Origin of the sequence: Staphylococcus pseudoxylosus (assembly GCF_044794325.1) — a bacterium.
Taxonomy (GTDB): Bacteria; Bacillota; Bacilli; order Staphylococcales; family Staphylococcaceae; genus Staphylococcus; species Staphylococcus pseudoxylosus.
Map to the genome: position 1 here is coordinate 86,204 of NZ_CP085024.1, position 19,551 is coordinate 105,754.

Genomic DNA, 19,551 nt, shown 5'->3' on the forward strand with positions numbered 1-19,551 from the left:
CACGCTTTCTTTATATGATTAATATAATTTAATACTACCACCGTCTACCATTACGGTTTGTCCAGTAATATATTGAGCATCTTTACTTCCTAGAAATACAGCGACTGGTCCAATATCCTTTTCTACGTCTCCAAATTTTTGTAGAGGAATGCCTTGGATAACTTGGTTATAATATTCTGGATTATCTTTTCTCCATTGATCAACACCTTCAGAATAAGCAATAGGGGAAATAATATTAGCATTGATACCAAACGATCCGAATTCATTTGCAATCACTCGTGTTATGCCACGAATAGCTTCTTTTGCAGCAACATAGGAACCTTGATTTTTATCTCCCTTAACAGCTGCGCCAGAACCAAAATTTATAATATTTCCTTGTGTTTCTTTTAGATGAGGAATTACCATTTGGCATAAATAAAACGTTGCGTAAAATCCCGTGTTAAATGACAAATTCAAATCATCTTCCGTAATATTTAAAAAACTATTCATACGAGATGCATGAGCATTATTAACTAATATGTCAATTTGTCCATATGTCTGTAGAGTACGGTCAACACAATATTGTAATGATGCTTTATTACTTAAATCTGTTTTGATAAACAAAGTATCATAACCTTGATTGTTTAATTCTTGGCTCAATGCCTGTCCTTTTTCTTCAGCAATGTCAGCAATAACAACTTTTGCATTTTCTTTAACGTAGGCTCTTACAATTCCAGAACCAATGCCTCCTGCGCCGCCTGTTACGATAGCAATTTTATTATCTAGTCTAGCCATTTAAATCACCTTTCTTTTTAGAATTCCAATATCCTTCTTTAACAAGTTTTTCTTTATTTTTAAAAGCCAAAATAATCGCAATGATATTAACCAAAAATAGTAAAATAATGATAATAAGGCCCGCGGTATAGCTTCCTGAAATATCATATATAAAACCATAAGCTGGTAAAGCGACAATAGATGCAAGGGCTAAGCCAATTGACGAGGTGGAATAAATTTGACTATAGTCTTTACTTCCAAATAATGACGAAGCCATCGCTGGTGCTATTGTTCCAATCGATGAAGTAAACACCCCAAATAAGAATAAAGCAACAGCTACTACCACAATAAAATTAGGCATAGCAATCAATAAAATAGTGGCGATTAGCCCTAGTATCATAGCCAATAAACCCACTTTTTTTGCGCCAATCTTGTCTGTTAGATAACCAAATACGAGTGAACCGACAAAAACACCCACCATCAGTGCAGACATCATTGCGCCAGCAATACTAACTTTTTGTCCATGATTAACAAGATAAGTAGGGACATGCATTGTAAAGCTTGATATGGCGGTAATAATGAAGAAAAATAGGGCTAATAAGAAAAAAGCTGGTGTTTTTTTGGCCGTAGTATACGCAATACCTTCGATGTTTTGTATTTGTTTATGGGGATCTATATCAGTGCTTGTATCTCCATAAGCTGTTGTATTTTTATCTTTAGGAGAATTACGAATTAATAATAAAATGATAGGTGCAACAATAATAAGCACACCTAATCCTGTAATAAAGTATGCATTTCTCCAACCAAACTGACTAATTAAAGCGCCTATAATAGGTTGCGCAAATACACCCAGTAATCCTCCAATTGCTGATAAAATACCAAGGGCCAGCCCTTTCCCTTTATTAAACCATCTTTCGATTAAAACAGGACCACCTATTACAGTAATGAAAACACCGCCGATAGCGAGTGGTATAGCTAAGAGGTACCATCCCCAAATTGAATTCATTAAACCAAATAAAGCGAACGCACCTGCTTGAAAAACAATGGCAAAAAATAATACTAACCGTGCACTATATTTAGATAATAGCTTTCCCCCAAACGGTAGAAACAGTAGGGTTACAATCGAAGAAACACTTAAATAAATCGTTAAATTTCCTACACCTAAATTTAAATCTTGGGACACAGGGGATAAAAATAAACCCGCTGAATTATTTAACGCTGCTTTACCTAATCCTACAGAAACACAGAGTCCTATTAATATGAACCACGCAAAATGTAACTTTCTTTTATGCATTTAAGCCACCTCTAAAATTTAAAATATTTATCTGTTTTCTGTATTTAGATATTTTACACGTTCAAATAATTTCTTTTGTATGCTTAGTAGTTGCTCAACTTCTTGGGTGTTTAAAACAGAATAAACTTCATTTCTCATGTTTCGCCCTTGCTTTTGAGCTTCTTCTAAAACATCTAATCCTCGATCAGTAATTGTAATTAAAATAACACGTCGATCATTTTCTTGTTGCTCTCTTACTATATAGTCTTCTTTTATAAGATTGTTCGTTAATTTAGTAATAGCGCCAGAAGTATAGCCTAAGGAAAGCGCTAGAGACGAGGTTTTTTGTGGCCCCTCCTCTTTTAATTTGGATAGAGCCAATATCTGTGAAATATTGACGTTCATATCAAATTTTTTCATAAAAAGTGTCATTGTAGCATCATTAAACAGTTCGGCATTATGAATAAGTTCAAAAAAATTGTTGTTTTCCATGTTATCTCCTTCCTAAAAATAAATTGTAATGTTAATATACCAGTAATTATCTTTCTGGTAAAATATTTAACGGTATAATAAATGTCTGGTTTTTTATAAATTGAAAATAAGCAAAAAGATAATAATTTTAGGGAGAAGACGAGGAGGAATTATGAGTATTTATATAGAAAGTATTGATTCATTTAATATAAATGAAGTTAAAAATTTAAAAATAGCTAAGAAACAATTTCATTTTATAGAAACAATAACGGATTGTTTGAACGAAGCAATGAAATTTTCACAGTGGCATCCAGTAGCAATTTATAAAGATGATATTGTCGTTGGATTTGCGATGTATGGTTGCTTTGGAGAAAACAAAGAAACTTGGATTGATCGGATCCTGATTGATGAACAACATCAACGTAAAGGCTATGGTCGAGAAGCAATGAAATTGCTGATAAATTTAGTTTTAAATAAATATGATATAAACACAATCTATTTAAGTATTGTTAGAAACAATGATATTGCAAGAGCGTTATATGAAGAGTTAGGTTTTCGTTATACATCAATAGATGATTTAAATGGTGAATTAATATTTAAGTATGATAAACATTAATTATCACTGTAGTGCTTAATAGCTAAAGTTAAAAACATAAATTAAACCAAATAAGGAGTGTATAGAAAAATGAAAAGATTAAAAGATAAAGTTGTAATTATTACTGGAGCTGCACAAGGTATGGGCAAAATGCATGCTGAAAAAGCTTTAAATGAAGGTGCAAAAGTTGTGATTACTGATATAAATAAAGATCTAGGGTTACAAACTTCACAAGTACTCGGAGAAAACGCTATATTTATTCAACATGATGTGGCGAATGAAGAACATTGGAGCAATGTAATAAGCACAGTTATTAAGAAATGGGGGCGTATTGATGTATTAGTCAATAATGCAGGAATTACTTACAGTACACCTTTAGAAGAATTGAGTTTAGCAAGTTATATGAAGATTGTGAATATTAATCAGGTTTCTGTATTTTTAGGTATCAAGACTGTAGCAAAAACAATGAAATCTCAAAACGCCGGTGCAATCATTAACATATCATCTATGAACGGCTTAGTAGGGGGCGCTATTGGATATACTGATACAAAATTTGCTGTTAGAGGTATGACTAAAGCAGCATCTAGAGAATTATCTCCCTATAATATTCGTGTTAATTCCGTACATCCTGGGGTTATCCAAACCGCTATGTTAGAGCAAGAAGATGTTAAAGAACAAGTAGAACAATTTAAAAAAACGATTCCCATGAGACGTGTAGCACAAGTAGAAGAAGTATCAAATATGGTTATCTTTTTAGCTTCAGATGAAGCTAGTTATTCTACAGGGGCTGAGTTTGTTATTGATGGTGGTCTGACAGCATTATAATAAAGCAGTTTTAAGAATTTCATACTATGGCAAACTATTATTTTATATTTTTGTTTTGACGCACCAAAATTCTAGTTAAAAATTTTTATGGTCCTATAGTTACTTATCTTTTTATATTCAGTACAATAAGAAAAATAAGTTCTTATTTAACAACGTTATCGAAAAGCAGAAATATATTCTATATAAAACAAGGAACATTATTACGTACATTAACTCGACCAAAGCATCATATAATAAACTTCCCTTTATTATTAACAAATCAACAATAAAGGGAAGTTTATTATAAATGATGTGTTTTTATAACAGATATGTTTTTGACATAGGTTGTTGCTGTGTTTGTTGAAATTAAAGTTTTATAGTTATAAAATTTGTGACTTTGCTCTATTAAAATCTTCTAACATTTCATACCATGATGCTTCAATGCTTTCGTTCAATCCAAAGAGACCGCTCCGTCCCAATATATATACATCTGGCCCAGCCTTTTGAATTTTTTCAAAAGTATTTTTATTTGAGGATCCATCCATTTCTATAAGATACCCAAAGTTGTTGATATCTCTTAACACACGTAATTCTCGTATTTTTTCTAGTGTATGGTCTATAAATTTTTCACCTGCAAAACCAGGATCAACAGTCATAATAGTTATTTTATCGACCAAATCGATATATGGTGTTATTACATCAATTTTAGTTTCGGGGTTTAAAACAACTCCAAACTTTAAATCTGCATTGTGTACTTGATTGATTAAACGATAAGCAATTCCGTTCATAACTTCTGCATGTACACAAATATAGTCACTTCCAATTTTTATTAATTGATCTATCCATTGAGTTGGATTGGTTACCATTAAATGTGTAGAAATTGGTACAGAAGAAATTTTTTTAACTTGTTCAATAAACCAGGGTGACAAAGTAATGTTTGGTACAAAGTGTCCATCCATAATATCTATATGGTATGAATCGACATGTTTATTTAAAAAAGTGATTTGATCTTTAAATTTATCTAAGTCCATCGTCATTAATGATGGAGAAAATTTTGCATTCACCATAAATTTACCTCCTTAAGTAATCTTTAGTTCGTTTAAATCTATGTCATCTTCTTCTGTCTCGCCTTTTAAGTCATTTGATTCATCAATTGGTCTTTTTAAAAGGGTAAGAACTAAAGCAGTAACAATTACATTAGCTAATACGGCTAGTACAAAAGTAAATGGTTGAGACATGGTAGGTAGTACTAATAAACCTCCGAACGGTACCTGCGCATCTCCACCGAGTACCATAGAAATCGCACCACCTACAGCACCGCCTATTCCAGTTGCAATAACGCTTCGGATTATATCATTTAATGCCAGTGGTAAAACCCCTTCAACAATCTCAATGAGCCCCATTGGAAAAGCAGTTTTCAACGTTTCGACTTCAACTTGTTTATAAATATTTTTTTTGAAAATTTTAGCAACCCAGTAGGCTAAAGCAAATCCTAAAGGTGTGGCAGTATTAACAACAATCAATGCAGTTATAGGTTCATGAATACCTTGTGCTTGTAATGTCAAAACGAAAGCAAATACTGTTTTGTTAATCGGTCCGCCAAAGTCAATACTAGCTAGGACTCCAATCAATAGGCCATAGAATAATTTAGAAGTGCCATTTAATGATTGTAAGTATTCCGTTAACCAATGTGTAAAAGCACCAATAGGAACGCCAATGATATAAACCATAATCAATCCTCCGACGAGTGAAGCGATAAATGGAATAACAAGCATTGGCATAAGACCTTTAGCCCAATTTGGTAATTTTATGAATTGAATAATTAGTAATACAAGGTATCCTGTAAGAAACCCTCCAATGATACCACCTATAAAATCTGCGCCAACAGCTGTTGAGGTTAAACCTATAATTACACCAGGTGCAATACCTGGTTTGTCTGCAATGGAATAAGAAATACCTGTAGCAATTATTACAGGTAATAATTTTAATCCTAGACCTCCTATGACAGCGAGAACATCCCAAAATGAATAACCTGTTTTAGTTAGATCGGTAGAACTATCTCCACCGAATGCCATTCCTATAGCTATCATAAACCCAGCACCACAAACTACAGGGATAAGATAGGAAATGGCAGTTAATAAATGTGTTTTTAAATTTAAATTATAAAAAAATGATTTCATAAACCTCATCCCCTTTAAGATGTAAGTATCTGTATGATTTCTTCTTTTCTTTTAGCACCAAGTAATTTAGAATTTATTTCATCATTACCTAACTTTCTAGCTATTTGAGATAACAATTTTAAGTGGTCTTTTGAGTTTTCGGTGCCAATTGCAATTAAAAACACTATTTGAGCACCGTCATTATCCAATGATTCCCATTCCACTTTATTATTTAATGTTGCAATTGCGACGCCTGGCTTCTGAACACTTTTACTTTTGCCATGTGGGATGGCTAATAAATTACCAATCCCAGTAACACCTTCATTTTCTCGGTTATACACATCATTTAAAAAAACATCTATATCGTCGATGTAATGTTCTTTTTTAAATGATGCTGCTAAATTCTTTAAAGTTTCATCTTTATTAGTATAATTTGATTTAGGAAAAATTATATTTTTATCTAAGATATTTGTAAGTTCCAAATTTTCACCTCTTAACTTTTGCTTGCAGCAATTTCTTCTATTTTTTCAATTAACTTATTTGGTGATTTAATTGCTAAATCTGTAGGTATTTCAACTATTTTTTTTCCATCGAAACGCTCTTTATTTGATATTTTGACGTCTACTGCGAGTATCACAATATCTGCATTGTTTATTGATTCTTCACTTAACTCATTTTCGGAACCAATCGTTCCTTGTGTTTCAATTTGAATTGAATGTCCTTGCTTTTTAGCTGCTTGTTCCAATTTCTCTGCTGCTATATATGTGTGTGCAATACCTACTGTACATGCGCAAACACTTACGATATTCATATGCAATTACTCCTTTGTCATCAATTTTTTTATATAATCTTCATTTGCTAAGTCCCTCATAAAACTTCTTATTAAATTTTTCTCTCTATCTTCAGCTTTCTTGGGCATTAGTATTAAAATAATTAAATCTATTAGTCTGTTTTGCCACATAATAGGTGAGGAATTGTTTTTGACTAAGATAATACGAGTTTTATAAATGTAAGATTCTTTAATATGCGGTAATATTACTTTGGGATATATTTCTAAGTTCCCTTTTGACTCTCTTAAAGCAATGTCCTTTAACATGGTATTCTTTTTATCAACAATGCTCTCCTCAATAAGCAAGTTCTCAATGTCACCTAAAATTTTGTACTCATTATTTGATTTTGTCGTTAATTCAAATAAAATTTCATTCATAATTAACACCTAACTTTGGAATAATAGATTTTAATTTTGCTTGGTCATTTTTATTAAACATTGCACTTACGACAACGACAGGCCTAACGTTAAAATCTTTTATGGAAATAGTGGAAATTATTAAATCAATATCGTTAATAATTTCACTATTGATAGTATCTGATGATATTACATCTGTTACTTCAATCTCAGGTATGTTTTTTTCAATTTTAACCCTTAATAGTTCAGAAGTACCTATACCGGTTGTACATGCAATAAGTGTTTTGATTTTTCTAGGGTTACGTTCTATTTCACGAGCAAAATATAATGTTAAAAATCCTATTTCATCTTCTGAAATGGTTGGTATTAATTTTTTAGAAATATGAGATGTTTGAGAATGTATTTCAGAATATTCAAACTTTATTTGTTCTAATAAAGTATTTTTAATAAGAATATTGTTCTCTAGTCTATTTATCATGGGCTTTATATGTTTCATTAAATCAATACGAAATACAGCGTTTGAAAAATCACTATGCAATTTTTTTTCCAAAGGTGTTATTAAATTATTAGCAAACTTTATAATGTCATCTGAAAAATCACATTCTTTTTCATTGTTTGAAGGTTTATCATGTTCTATTCGATATGATGTTAGATACTTATATAAATAGTCTTTTTCTATGCCAGGTAGCTTGGAAGATAAATATGTCTCGAAATTTTTGATAATAATATCACAAATTCTGTAATATCTTGAATCCATAGTGTTTTCATCAGTCTCTATATTTTTATGATTTCTAACATCATGTTTTCCATGTTTTCTAAAACGTAATATTAAAATATATAGGTGTGAAAATATATTAATATTATATGGATATGGGATGTTAACATTAAGTGTTTTTTCAATAGTGCTTATTTGGTTATAAACAAAATTTTTATCTTTCTCTTCCATGCTTTTGGGAATACTAGATAATTTTTCAACATTTAAATATAAAGTATCCATACTTTGCATTAGTGCACTTCTAATATTGGATTCATCCCCTGAAATTACCAGGGTACGATCTTTACGAATGAGTTTTAGGCTAAACTGTTGGATAGTTTCTATAATGGCTTTTTCGTCTACTGATAACATACTTTCACTAATATAAAATTTACTTACAATTTGGTTCACATTAATTGGTTTTGGGGAGCTTATTAAAAGGTCCTTTATAATTTCGTTTCTTCTTTCAATAGGTGACATTGCTAACTTTACACTTTTAGAAATAATATTTTGTGTAATTTCCAAACTATTAAAATCAGGATTGATATAAAATCCTTTTCCTTTTGCTGAATAAATTTTTTTACATGTAGTAGAATTATTAATTTCATTTATCAAACGATAAATACTTTTAGAAGATATTGATAATAAATCAGCTAATTCAGTTGCCTTGGTGTATCCTGAGGTGTTTAGTAAAAAATTTATAACTGTATTCTTTTTTTCCTCCTTATTCAAAATTATTCCCTCCTCCATACATTCAGTATATATTAACTTTTTGTAAGCGCTTAATCTAAAATTGTCCAATACAATGGACAATTTATTATAATCTTATTAAGCATCATATAATTTTCTAGTATAATTCTTTGAAAATATAATTAAATAACGTGTTATATATATAATAGTAAAATAAAATGTTAATTATTGACATTTAAAAAATAATATGATTATATTCTTATGCTTTCACATACATATATGAGTTTCACATATATGAAATTAGGAGGATTAGTATGGTTAAATCTGCAAAACGTGTGTTTGAAGTTTTAGAGTTATTGAAAGATGCTGTAGTGCCATTGAGTGAAAAAGAAATAGGAGATAAGTTGAATATCCCACCAAGTAGTTTATTTAACTTACTTAAAACAATGTTGGATTCTAAATATATAAGGAGAGATTATCAAAATAAATACTTATTAGGACATAAATTGATTAATTTAGGTAATAGGGCTCGGGAAGATTTAGATTTATATAATGAGAGTTTGACGTACGTTAAGCATTTAAATGAAAAAATTAATGAAACCATTTTTTTAGCCTATCCTCAAAACAATGAAATGATTTATTTAACTAAATTTGATAGTGATAGATCTATCAGGACGGCAGCCCAACCAGGGGTTAACAAACCAATTTATTCTACTGGATTAGGCAAGGCATGCTTATCAATGTATAACGTAAAAACGTTGGAAAATATTTTTGAAAACATTGACTTTGAAAAGATAACACCTAAAACTGTTGATAATTTTACAGAACTTAGAAAGCAATTATTAATATTTAAAGAACAAGGTTACGCTTTAGATGATGAAGAAAATGAAATAGGGTTATATTGCGTCGCAGCACCAATATTGAATGATGAAAAACAAGTTGTTGGTGCAATAAGTTGCGCAGGACCAAAAGAACGAATTATTAAAAATAAAGATATCCCAATTCTTATAAAGAAAAACGCTTATTTTATTTCAAGAGCAATGGGTTTAACGAGAAATGGAGTTGATATAAATTGACTGTAATTTCATACGGAGAAGTCATGGGTGTATTCTCAGTTAATGATGGTAAGTTTATGCATAGAGACAGCGCACAGTTTCATATTGCAGGTGCTGAAGCGAATACTATGATTGGGCTATCTAAATTAGGGGTTGCTTCACAATTTATCTCTGCTATAGGTAATGATGGAGTTGGAGATGCTATTCAATATCAATTAAGAGGAGAAGGGATAGGTACTCAATTTTTAACTAGCTTAAATAATTATTCTACTGGAATCATGACTAAAGAAAGAAGCGTTTCGAATACAATTCGTGTAGATTACTTTAGAAAGTTTAGCGCGATAAATCATTATGAAATCAGCTATTTTTTTAAAACTATTTTTGAAAGCGCAACCATATTATATGTTACTGGTATTACTCCATCTTTAAGTCAACTTACTTATGAAACAACAATATCATTAATAAAAGGGGCTAAAGAAAGAGGAATAACAGTAATATTTGACCCTAATTATCGAAAAAAACTTTGGAACCAAAATGAATTCAAAAAATTTTATAAAAAAATAGCTAAAGAAATTGATATTTTATTAACTGGTAGTAGCGAAGCAAACATTTTATTTGGAAATAAAACAAATGAAGAAATTGTGAAAGAAACAGATGCTAAGTTATTAGTTATTAAAGACGGTTCTAATGGTGCGTTTTTTGCAAATCACGAAGAAAGTTTCTTTAAAGAAGCATATAAAGTTAAAGAAATAGATTCAATAGGTGCGGGTGACGCATTTGCGGCAGGTTTAATTTATGGAATTCAAAAATATAATATTGATGATTTATCACAATTGTCCAAATATGCCTTAGCTATGGGGGCTTTAGCTACAACATCTTATGGAGACTTTTATGGATTGCCAACGTTAAATGAATTAAACCAATTTTTAAATCATCAACTAAGTGATGTGGAAAGGTAGTATTTTAAATGAACATTGATGCTATTAAGAAATATAAAATCATATCAATAATTAGAGGATATGATACTAAAGATACCTTAGAAATAGTGGAACAGTTATATAAGGCAGGTATTAGATTAGTAGAAGTAACACTTAATTCTCCAAACGCTCTGGAGTCTATCAAGAGTTTAAACGAAATTTACAATGGAGAAATGTTTATTGGAGCAGGCACAGTTCTAAATGCTGATTGTTGTCAGAAAGCTATAAATATAGGTGCGAAATTTATTGTTTCGCCAGATACAAATTTAGAAGTAATATCTTGTACGAAAAAAAACAATATAATTTCAATTCCAGGTGCTCTCACGCCTTCTGAAATTACATACGCTGTTAATGCAGGAGCAGATATAGTAAAAGTATTTCCAATATCTGAAATGGGACCAGCATATATTAAAGATATTCGAGCGCCACTAGATAAAATAGATTTGTTACCAACTGGAGGTATTGATGAAACAAATATTAAGCAATACATCGATATGAATTCAATTGGCGTGGGCGTTAGTAGTGCTATTGTAAAAAGTGGTCTAGAAATTAATGAAAAATCTTTAAATGAAATTAAAGTAAAAGCTGAAAATTTGATAAAAAAGATAAAATAGGAGGATATTAACATGAAAATTACAAGTTATGAATTATATCAAGTGCCGCCTAGATGGTTGTTTTTAAAAATAACAACAGATAGTGGGCTTACTGGTTGGGGGGAACCAGTAATTGAAGGAAAAGCAGCCACTGTGAAAGCAGCAGTAGCTGAGTTGATGGATCAAATTATTGGGGAGGATCCATGTAATATTGAGGGTTTATGGAACCAAATGTATCGCTCTTCGTTTTATAGAGGGGGACCAATATTGATGAGCGCTATTGCTGGAATTGACCAAGCACTTTGGGATATTAAAGGAAAACACCTTAATGCTCCCGTTCATCAATTATTAGGTGGGAAAGCGAGAGAAAAAATAAAAGTTTATTCATGGATAGGTGGAGATAGACCGACTGATGTTGCTTTAGAAGCCCAAAAGGTTTCAGATAAAGGCTTTACAGCGATTAAAATGAATGCAACCGAAGAATTACAATATATTGATGACTTTAAAAAAGTTCAGGATGTAGTTGAACGTGTCAGTGCGATTAGAGAAAAAATGGGGGACGGTTTTGGTATAGGTATTGATTTTCATGGTCGAGTACACAAACCTATGGCTAAAATTTTATTTAAAGAATTGGAATCTTTACATCCGTTATTTATTGAAGAACCTGTATTGCCAGAACATAACGGTACTTTAAAGAATTTATCAAACTTTTCTATTCCTATTGCTACTGGAGAAAGAATGTACTCACGTTATGATTATAAATCAGTGTTAGCTGATGGGTATGTAGACATTATCCAACCTGATTTATCTCATGCTGGTGGAATTACAGAATGTAAAAAAATAATATCCATGGCAGAAGCGTATGATGTAGCAGTAGCACCACATTGTCCTTTAGGCCCGATAGCATTAGCTGCGTGTTTACAAGTGGATGCGACTTGTCACAATGCAATCATACAAGAGCAAAGTTTAGGAATTCATTATAACAAAGATAATGATTTATTAGATTATGTGAAAAATAGAAATATTTTTGAATATAATAATGGGTTCGTAAAAATACCTGACGCCCCCGGTTTAGGTATTGAAATTGATGAAGACTATGTTAAGGAGCGAGCAAAAGAAAGTCACAACTGGAAAAATCCAATTTGGAAACATAAGGATGGTTCTATTGCCGAATGGTAAATAGCATTAAGGGGGGTAAATATGAGCTTAGTTGGAGTTATATTTAGTGTCGTTGTTAGCGTGGCGATACTGTTAGTGTTAATAATTGTTTTAAAACTAAATACTTTTATTTCACTAATAATTACATCAGTAATTGCCGGCCTTTTTCTAAACATACCTCTGGAAGAAATAATGGGAAGTATTGAAAATGGGATAGGAAGCACGCTTGGCCATATAGCTTTAATATTTGGGCTTGGCGCTATGTTAGGTAAATTACTATCTGATGGTGGTGGTGCAAGCAGAATTGCAGAAACATTAATTTCAAAATTTGGTGAAAGATATACACAATGGGCAATTATAATTGCTTCATTTATTATAGGTATCGCTCTATTTTTAGAAGTTGGTTTAGTTTTACTTATACCATTAGTATTTACTATTGCCAAAAAACTTAATGTATCACAATTGAAAATTGGTATTCCAATGATGGCAGCTTTATCAGTAACACACGGGTTCTTGCCGCCACATCCAGGGCCAACAGTTATAGCTAAAGAGCTACATGCTAATATTGGTGAAGTACTTATGTATGGAATAATAATAGCGATACCTGTAGCTGTTATATCTGGACCTTTATTCTTGAAAGTTGCAGAAAAAATTGTGCCCTCTGCATTTAGAAAAGAAGGAGATATTTCAGAGTTAGGAACTCAAAAGCAATTTTCTGAAAGTGAAATGCCGAGCTTTGGATTAAGTGTACTTACGGCATTGTTACCTGTTTTATTAATGTTATTATCTACTGTTTTACAATTAATAACGGGACATGAGGATGGCAAAGGTATAAACTATTTAGAAAACTTTGTATATTTCATAGGCACTGCTGGGACAGCGATGATGATTTCAGTTATGTTCGCTATTTTTTCTATGGGATTATGGAGAGGAAAACGGATTGAAAAAACAATGGCTTCAGTAACTAATTCAATATATCCTATTGGAATGATGTTACTTATAATAGGTGGTGGCGGCGCCTTTAAACAAATCCTTATTGATGGTGGTGTAGGAGATACAATTAAAGAGAGCTTTACGAATACATCAATGTCTCCGTTACTGTTTGCTTGGATTATAGCAGCAGTGTTGAGGATTGCATTAGGGTCTGCGACAGTTGCAGGAATATCTACCACAGCAATTATATTACCAATTGTACAAAATTCAGATACTAATGTGGCGCTAGCAGTTTTAGCGATAGGGGCTGGTAGTTTAATCTTTTCTCATGTAAATGATGCAGCATTTTGGATGTTTAAAGAATATTTTGGACTTACGATTAAAGAAACATTTTTAACATGGTCACTTTTAGAAACTGTCCTTTCAGTTTCAGGTATTATATTTATTTTATTTATAAGTTTATTTTTATAAATATTAGCAAGATAGGATATCTTGTTCCATATTTTAGCTATTATTTTAATACTATATTTACAATAGTATAGTTTTTATGTAGTACACCACAACTTTCACAAAAAGCTTGCGTATACAAAAATTTTACGTATTCGCATAATAACACTTAAACTTTTGTCCTTTATATTCAATTTCTCTCAGTTTATTGTCGAAAATAATATTAGAGTCTTCAATTCCAAGTGTTTTTGATATGAAATAATTGATAGGCGCATAATCTCTCCTTAGTTTATTTGGTAGGACATTTAAATTATAGAGATTTTTGCGCTTTTTTTGTATCAAAAAACAGGACTGATTTTTATATCAGTCCTGTTTACCTTATTATTTCAATAGAAATTGACTTTTATTTATTAACCAAATATTTTATACCCTGAATCTTGATTAGATTTATTTCAATGCTAATGGAAAGTCTTTATAACCTTCGCTAACGTTTACAATATTAGTAAAACCTCTATATTCTAGTATACCGATTGCAATCGAACTTCTAACTCCTGATTGACAATGAACGTATATTTTATCATTTTTATCAAAAGGTATACTCTCATTTAATAATTTTCCGTGAGGGATATTCACCGCTTGTTCTAAATGACCTTGGTTCCATTCTTCATTGTTACGCACATCTAGCACATTGGTTTCTTTGTCGGTCATATCCGCGCTATGAATAGAAGATGTCATGATTGTTGTTTGTGGTAAACGATACCCTGCTACATTTTCAAAACCAATTAACTGTAAAGTATGCACTGCTTCTTCAACCGTAGCTTTATCACCGATTAAGTCTATATCTTTATTATAGTCTAAATACCAACCAATTTGATTAATGAAGTTGTGATTATAAGGAATATTGATAGTTCCTTGCGCATGACCGCCATGGAAAGCTTCTTTACTACGAAGATCAAATGCGATTCTTTCATTGTTTAAGCTAGGGTAAACATTATATGGTTGATACATGTTCATACCAAATTGGTTAATTTGTTTCATTTGGGCAAAATGATGCGGTGGGGCTGGTTGATTTGACGTTAATGTTTCAATAAACGTTGCTTCCTCAGTTACATTAAAGGCCCAGTTGTTTATTTTTTCGTAACCTAACGTAGATATCGGTACTGCCCCTAAAGCTTTACCACATGGACTACCTGCACCATGGCCTGGCCAAATTTGAATATAATCTGGTAAATCTTTAACACTATTTATAGATTGATACATTTGTTTGGCACCGACTTCTGTTGAGCCTTTCATTTGTACTGCTTTTTCTAATAAATCAGGTCTACCTATATCACCAACGAAGATAAAGTCGCCACTAAATAGCCCCATCGGTATATTAGAACCTCCGCCTTCGTCAGTGAGTAAGAAACTGATACTCTCTGGGGTATGACCTGGTGTATGCAAGACTTCTAATTTAATATTTCCTACATAAATAGTGTCTTGATGTCTAACAAAATGGGTTTGTTGTGGCATGTTTTTATAACTCAAGTCATCGTTACCTTCACCAGATACATATATACTTGCGTTTAATTTTTCCGCAACGTCTCTAATACCTGAAGCAAAGTCAGCATGAATATGCGTTTCAGCAGCTTGGGTAATTGTAAAACCTTCTTCATCTGCCACTTCCATATATTTTGTTAAGTCTCGTATTGGATCAATAATCATCGCTTCTCCTGTACGTTGACATCCAATTAAATAAGATGCTTGAGATAAATTATTATCATAGAATTGTTTAAAAAACATAAAATTCTCCCTTTTTAAAAATATAGTTTAGTTTATTAAATAAATAAATTGTGACTGGCTTGTTCTGTTTCACCAATATAAGTCCCTACGCCACCATATTCGACTTCATCTCTAAGTTCTTCTTTTGTAATGCCCATAACGTCCATACTCATCGTACATGCGATTAACTTGATGTTTTGATCAATTGCTTGGTCTATAAGTGACGGTAAAGAATCAACATTTTTCTTTTTTATAACATAACGCATCATGATATTACCTAAACCGAACATGTTCATTTTTGATAATGGCATGCGTACTGGTGTATTAGGCAACATAAAATCAAACATTTTTGCAATACCTTTCTTCTTAACATGAGTTGCTTGTGCTTTTTTCAATGCATTAAGCCCCCAAAAAGTGAAAAAGATAGTTACATCTCTGCCGGCAGCTTTAGCACCGTTTGCGATAATCATTGCTGCTACTGCTTTATCTAACTCACCATTAAATAAAACGATAGTCGTACCTTTATCGGTATGATTTACTTCTATTTCTCGCAGTTTTTCTTTTTGAATAACGGCGTTAATTTCATTGTTATTTTCATTCAGTTTTACAAGTGTGTGTCCTGTTTGTTTTACCCAGCTTTTAATATCGCTAAGAAAACCAGGATCAGTGACGGTCACTTCGATTTGGTCACCAATTTCAATATTTTTAATTTCTTTACTAATATTAACTATTGGGCCCGGGCACTGAAGACCATTAAAATTAAATTGTTTGCGGCTCGGTTTGAGTGCTTTATTACTCTCTTCTACCACATCGTCATGATTAATGTTTTGTTTTTCATAAGCTGTATAACCACCGTCTAAATTCACAACGTCATAACCTTGTTTAGCTAAATATTCACTTGCTTTAGCGCTTCTGTTACCACTTTTACAGTAGACATAATAAGTTTTATCCTTGTTCTTAGAGAATGTGTCAATATTTTCTGCAGAATGTAATATTGCACCATCAATACGTCCTAATTTGTATTCTTCTGGTGTTCTAACATCAATCAATTGTCCTTTTTTCGCTAATTGCTCTAACTCTACTTTACTTAATTCGTTAATATGTTCTTCTTGATATTGTTTCATATTTTCCTCCTCTAGATACCTATAGGGGTATAGTAACAGGTGGGAATAACTTGAGTCAAATACCCCGTTGGGTATTTGACAATTTACTATAAATTTATTACTATAAGTATATTCAATTTAAAATCGGAGGAAACCAATATGGATTATAATAAACAAATGGTAAATCGCATCAATAGAATACAAGGCCAATTAAACGGCGTTATTAAAATGATGGAAGAAGAAAAAGATTGTAAAGATGTCATTACACAACTCAGTGCATCAAAGAGCTCAATCCAACGTTTGATGGGTGTTATTATAAGTGAAAATTTAATAGAATGTGTAAAAGCAGCCGATGATAAGGGAGAAAGTTCTCAAGAAATGATTAATGAAGCTGTAAATTTATTAGTAAAAAGTAAATAATGGACATGCTAAATATAATAGCAATGTTGTTGATTGGCGTATTCGGAGGTTTTATATCTGGCTTGGTAGGCATAGGAGGAGCCATTATTATTTATCCAGCTATTTTGTTGTTACCAACATTATTAGGTGTTCCTGTCTATAGCGCATATATTGCTTCGGGTCTCACTTCTAGTCAAGTGTTTTTTAGTACACTCAGCGGTTCATTTAAAGCGAGAAAGAAAGCTGAATTCTCACCTAAACTTGTAATGAATATGGGTGGGGGTATGGTTATTGGAAGCATATTCGGAGCAATGCTAGCTAATTTATTTAACGCTAATTTTATCAACACTATATATATAATAATCGCTTTAGTTGCATTACTATTAATGTTTATTAAAGTTAAATCTGTTTCCCAAGAGGTTAGATTCAGACCTATTTTACTTATCTTAGTAGGATTTGTGATTGGTGTAGTGTCAGGCATTGTAGGTGCAGGCGGCGCATTTATTATTATTCCTGTATTATTAGTTTTATTCAAACTGCCAATGAATACAGTAGTGACTAACAGTATCGTCATTGCTTTCATCTCATCAATAGGGGCTTTTATTATTAAGTTCATACAAGGCTATATCCCTATCGAAAGTGCAATATTTTTAATAATTGGGAGCATGCTCTTTGCGCCTATAGGACTAAAAGTAGGTTCCAAGCTACCTGACATTGTTCAAAAAAGTATTGTTAGTATCTTGATCGCGATTGCAATTATACAACTTGTATTTTAATTAATTTAAAAAGGGGCTTTAAAGTGAATCACTGGGATGAAAAATTTGATTCAGAAGAATATATTTATGGCAAAGAAGCGAATTCATTTGTTAAAGATATTTTTAAAAAGCAAACAGACAATAATGAGAAAATTTTATTACTTGCAGAAGGTGAAGGCCGTAACGCGATATATCTAGCAAAACTCGGGTATGATATAACGACTTATGATATGTCGCAAGTGGGGATTAATAAACAATACCAATTAGCGAGCGAAGCACATGTTGACATCGATGCAAATTATGGAGACATCACAAAACCTAACTTAGCGCCTCAATCATCATTTGACTATAGTATTAATGTATTTGGTCATGTACCTAATGAAGGCAAACAAGAGATGTTCAATAATCTCGTTCAATCATTAGTTGTAGGGGGTTATAGTTACTTTGAGTTTTATTCAAAAGAACAATTAGCATATGGCACTGGTGGTCCTAAAGATGAATCCATGTTATATACTATTGATGAAATCGAAGCTTATTTAAAACACTTACCTGTTAAGATTCATCAATTAGAACAGCATGAGGTTTATCGGAATGAAGGTATTAAACACACTGGTACAGGTTCTATAATCCAAGGCTATATAGAAAAAATATAATATTTGAGTATAAGATGATAACAGAGTCCTTGAAATAAATGACTTTGACTAAAAATAAGCGTCAATTTCTATTGAGTTAATATAGAAATTGACGTTTTTATATAGTCAAAAGCGCCATGTAATAAATGATTTGTTACATGGCGCTTTATCTTATTGAAATACACCGTTAAAAATAAACAGCTATATTATACTCTTGGCAAAAATCATTGATATTTTTTGGAGGAATTTTATCGGTAAACATTTTGTTAATGTCACTTAAATCACAATAGGTGAGTAAAGTGGATTTCCCCATTTTACTATGGTCGGCTAAGATAAATGTTTCTGTGGCTTTACTCGTAATATACTGCTTTATTAAATTCTCTTCCATTTCAGAATTAGACAATCCGTTTTGAATATTAACACCTGTTGCTGACATAAAAGCTTTATTAATATTGAATTTTTCTAGCAACATATTAGAATCAATACCTATAAATGATCTAGTTATTGGTTTATATTTTTCCCCGATAATAAATAAAGTGACATTGTCAAATTGTGAGGCTTTATTCATAATATCAAGGCTATTCGTTATTATAGTAAAAGTCAGATGTTTATCTACATAATCTAACAAATGGATTGTGGTCGTACCTGTATCGATATAAATAATATCATTGGCTTCTATTTCGTTAGCAGCTAGTTCGCCAATTAATTTTTTGGAATTACTGTTTTCGATATTTCTTTGATTATAGTCCACGGCTTTATGTGAGTCTTCAATTACTTCAATACCACCGTAAACTTTTTTAACGATATTCATATCTACAAGTTGATTAACGTCACGCCTAATAGTGTTAATTGAAACATTGAACCTTTGCCGCAATTCTTCTATAGAAGCGGTTTTATTTTCTTTTATGAAAGATTCAATTTCATAAATACGTTTAGCTTTCATATATAATTCCCCCATTTATTACAATATAACCAATTTCATGAAAATACACAACCTAATATGGAAAAAGTTACTCAAAAGTTGACATAATTTTGAGAATATTATAAAGTTAT

The 19,551-nt window shown here is 31.7% G+C and carries 22 protein-coding genes; 10 read left to right on the forward strand and 12 right to left on the reverse strand.

Annotated features, from left to right (window positions below):
• Positions 1–18: 18 nt before the first annotated feature.
• From LG295_RS00415 to LG295_RS00425, 3 genes are read right to left on the reverse strand one after another with little or no spacing between them, the layout of a single operon-like run.
• A complete protein-coding gene (locus tag LG295_RS00415; protein WP_107531648.1) occupies positions 19–774 on the reverse strand; it encodes an SDR family NAD(P)-dependent oxidoreductase in 756 nt (251 codons plus the stop codon).
• Positions 767–2,047 carry an MFS transporter gene (locus LG295_RS00420; RefSeq protein WP_404476077.1) on the reverse strand — a complete coding sequence of 427 codons (1,281 nt, stop codon included), beginning with the start codon at positions 2,045–2,047 and terminating at the stop codon, positions 767–769. Before LG295_RS00420 ends, LG295_RS00415 begins: the two co-directional genes overlap by 8 nt.
• Before the next feature lie 27 nt (positions 2,048–2,074).
• The gene (locus tag LG295_RS00425; RefSeq protein WP_326028805.1) at positions 2,075–2,518 is read right to left on the reverse strand and encodes a MarR family transcriptional regulator; all 444 of its coding nucleotides are present in this window, start codon (positions 2,516–2,518) and stop codon (positions 2,075–2,077) included.
• Between the two features lie 151 nt (positions 2,519–2,669).
• On the opposite strand from LG295_RS00425, the gene LG295_RS00430 reads away from it, so the two are divergent.
• Complete coding sequence (locus LG295_RS00430; RefSeq protein ID WP_107531645.1) at positions 2,670–3,113, forward strand: GNAT family N-acetyltransferase; 444 nt, start codon at positions 2,670–2,672, stop codon at positions 3,111–3,113.
• Positions 3,114–3,182: 69 nt separating this feature from the next.
• Complete coding sequence (locus LG295_RS00435; RefSeq protein ID WP_325999243.1) at positions 3,183–3,917, forward strand: glucose 1-dehydrogenase; 735 nt, start codon at positions 3,183–3,185, stop codon at positions 3,915–3,917.
• Positions 3,918–4,276: 359 nt separating this feature from the next.
• Here LG295_RS00435 and alsE read toward each other — a convergent pair whose 3' ends face one another.
• The 6 genes from alsE to LG295_RS00465 are packed head-to-tail and all read right to left on the reverse strand — an operon-like array spanning position 4,277 to position 8,727.
• The gene (gene alsE, locus LG295_RS00440; RefSeq protein ID WP_107531643.1) at positions 4,277–4,963 is read right to left on the reverse strand and encodes a D-allulose 6-phosphate 3-epimerase; all 687 of its coding nucleotides are present in this window, start codon (positions 4,961–4,963) and stop codon (positions 4,277–4,279) included.
• Between the two features lie 12 nt (positions 4,964–4,975).
• Entirely contained in the window at positions 4,976–6,076 is a 1,101-nt protein-coding gene (locus LG295_RS00445) for a PTS fructose transporter subunit IIC (protein ID WP_197715148.1), read from the reverse strand.
• Positions 6,077–6,090: 14 nt separating this feature from the next.
• Positions 6,091–6,537, reverse strand: coding sequence for a PTS sugar transporter subunit IIA (locus LG295_RS00450; RefSeq protein ID WP_107557486.1), 447 nt, complete (start codon positions 6,535–6,537; stop codon positions 6,091–6,093).
• Between the two features lie 11 nt (positions 6,538–6,548).
• On the reverse strand, positions 6,549–6,866 hold the full coding sequence (locus LG295_RS00455) for a PTS fructose transporter subunit IIB (RefSeq protein WP_107531640.1): 318 nt from the start codon (positions 6,864–6,866) through the stop codon (positions 6,549–6,551).
• 6 nt (positions 6,867–6,872) lie between these two features.
• Positions 6,873–7,262 (reverse strand): PTS sugar transporter subunit IIA, encoded by a 390-nt coding sequence (locus LG295_RS00460; RefSeq protein ID WP_107531639.1) that lies wholly within the window; start codon positions 7,260–7,262, stop codon positions 6,873–6,875.
• Positions 7,255–8,727, reverse strand: a complete 1,473-nt coding sequence (locus tag LG295_RS00465) for a BglG family transcription antiterminator (protein ID WP_404476081.1) — start codon at positions 8,725–8,727, stop codon at positions 7,255–7,257. Before LG295_RS00465 ends, LG295_RS00460 begins: the two co-directional genes overlap by 8 nt.
• Before the next feature lie 272 nt (positions 8,728–8,999).
• On the opposite strand from LG295_RS00465, the gene LG295_RS00470 reads away from it, so the two are divergent.
• From LG295_RS00470 to LG295_RS00490, 5 genes are read left to right on the forward strand one after another with little or no spacing between them, the layout of a single operon-like run.
• On the forward strand, positions 9,000–9,761 hold the full coding sequence (locus LG295_RS00470) for an IclR family transcriptional regulator (RefSeq protein ID WP_081325033.1): 762 nt from the start codon (positions 9,000–9,002) through the stop codon (positions 9,759–9,761).
• The gene (locus LG295_RS00475) at positions 9,758–10,699 is read left to right on the forward strand and encodes a sugar kinase (RefSeq protein ID WP_318832492.1); all 942 of its coding nucleotides are present in this window, start codon (positions 9,758–9,760) and stop codon (positions 10,697–10,699) included. Before LG295_RS00470 ends, LG295_RS00475 begins: the two co-directional genes overlap by 4 nt.
• An 8-nt stretch (positions 10,700–10,707) precedes the next feature.
• Complete coding sequence (locus LG295_RS00480) at positions 10,708–11,331, forward strand: bifunctional 4-hydroxy-2-oxoglutarate aldolase/2-dehydro-3-deoxy-phosphogluconate aldolase (protein ID WP_107557489.1); 624 nt, start codon at positions 10,708–10,710, stop codon at positions 11,329–11,331.
• 12 nt (positions 11,332–11,343) lie between these two features.
• Positions 11,344–12,489 carry a galactonate dehydratase gene (dgoD, locus tag LG295_RS00485; protein ID WP_404476083.1) on the forward strand — a complete coding sequence of 382 codons (1,146 nt, stop codon included), beginning with the start codon at positions 11,344–11,346 and terminating at the stop codon, positions 12,487–12,489.
• A 21-nt stretch (positions 12,490–12,510) separates the two neighbouring features.
• On the forward strand, positions 12,511–13,872 hold the full coding sequence (locus LG295_RS00490; RefSeq protein WP_318832494.1) for a gluconate:H+ symporter: 1,362 nt from the start codon (positions 12,511–12,513) through the stop codon (positions 13,870–13,872).
• Positions 13,873–14,295: 423 nt separating this feature from the next.
• Here the strand turns inward: LG295_RS00490 and cstB are convergent, their stop codons facing one another.
• Positions 14,296–15,630, reverse strand: a complete 1,335-nt coding sequence (gene cstB / locus LG295_RS00495; protein WP_318832495.1) for a persulfide dioxygenase-sulfurtransferase CstB — start codon at positions 15,628–15,630, stop codon at positions 14,296–14,298.
• Positions 15,631–15,665: 35 nt separating this feature from the next.
• Positions 15,666–16,733 carry a DsrE/DsrF/DrsH-like family protein gene (locus tag LG295_RS00500; protein ID WP_404476084.1) on the reverse strand — a complete coding sequence of 356 codons (1,068 nt, stop codon included), beginning with the start codon at positions 16,731–16,733 and terminating at the stop codon, positions 15,666–15,668.
• A 138-nt stretch (positions 16,734–16,871) separates the two neighbouring features.
• Here LG295_RS00500 and cstR point away from each other — a divergent pair, with 138 nt between their 5' ends.
• The 3 genes from cstR to LG295_RS00515 are packed head-to-tail and all read left to right on the forward strand — an operon-like array spanning position 16,872 to position 18,519.
• A complete protein-coding gene (cstR, locus tag LG295_RS00505; protein WP_017722250.1) occupies positions 16,872–17,132 on the forward strand; it encodes a persulfide-sensing transcriptional repressor CstR in 261 nt (86 codons plus the stop codon).
• Positions 17,132–17,887 carry a sulfite exporter TauE/SafE family protein gene (locus tag LG295_RS00510; protein WP_124227457.1) on the forward strand — a complete coding sequence of 252 codons (756 nt, stop codon included), beginning with the start codon at positions 17,132–17,134 and terminating at the stop codon, positions 17,885–17,887. Before cstR ends, LG295_RS00510 begins: the two co-directional genes overlap by 1 nt.
• Before the next feature lie 23 nt (positions 17,888–17,910).
• A complete protein-coding gene (locus LG295_RS00515) occupies positions 17,911–18,519 on the forward strand; it encodes a bifunctional 2-polyprenyl-6-hydroxyphenol methylase/3-demethylubiquinol 3-O-methyltransferase UbiG (RefSeq protein ID WP_124227456.1) in 609 nt (202 codons plus the stop codon).
• A gap of 166 nt (positions 18,520–18,685) precedes the next feature.
• Here LG295_RS00515 and LG295_RS00520 read toward each other — a convergent pair whose 3' ends face one another.
• Positions 18,686–19,441, reverse strand: coding sequence for a DeoR/GlpR family DNA-binding transcription regulator (locus LG295_RS00520; RefSeq protein WP_404476087.1), 756 nt, complete (start codon positions 19,439–19,441; stop codon positions 18,686–18,688).
• Positions 19,442–19,551 lie beyond the last annotated feature (110 nt).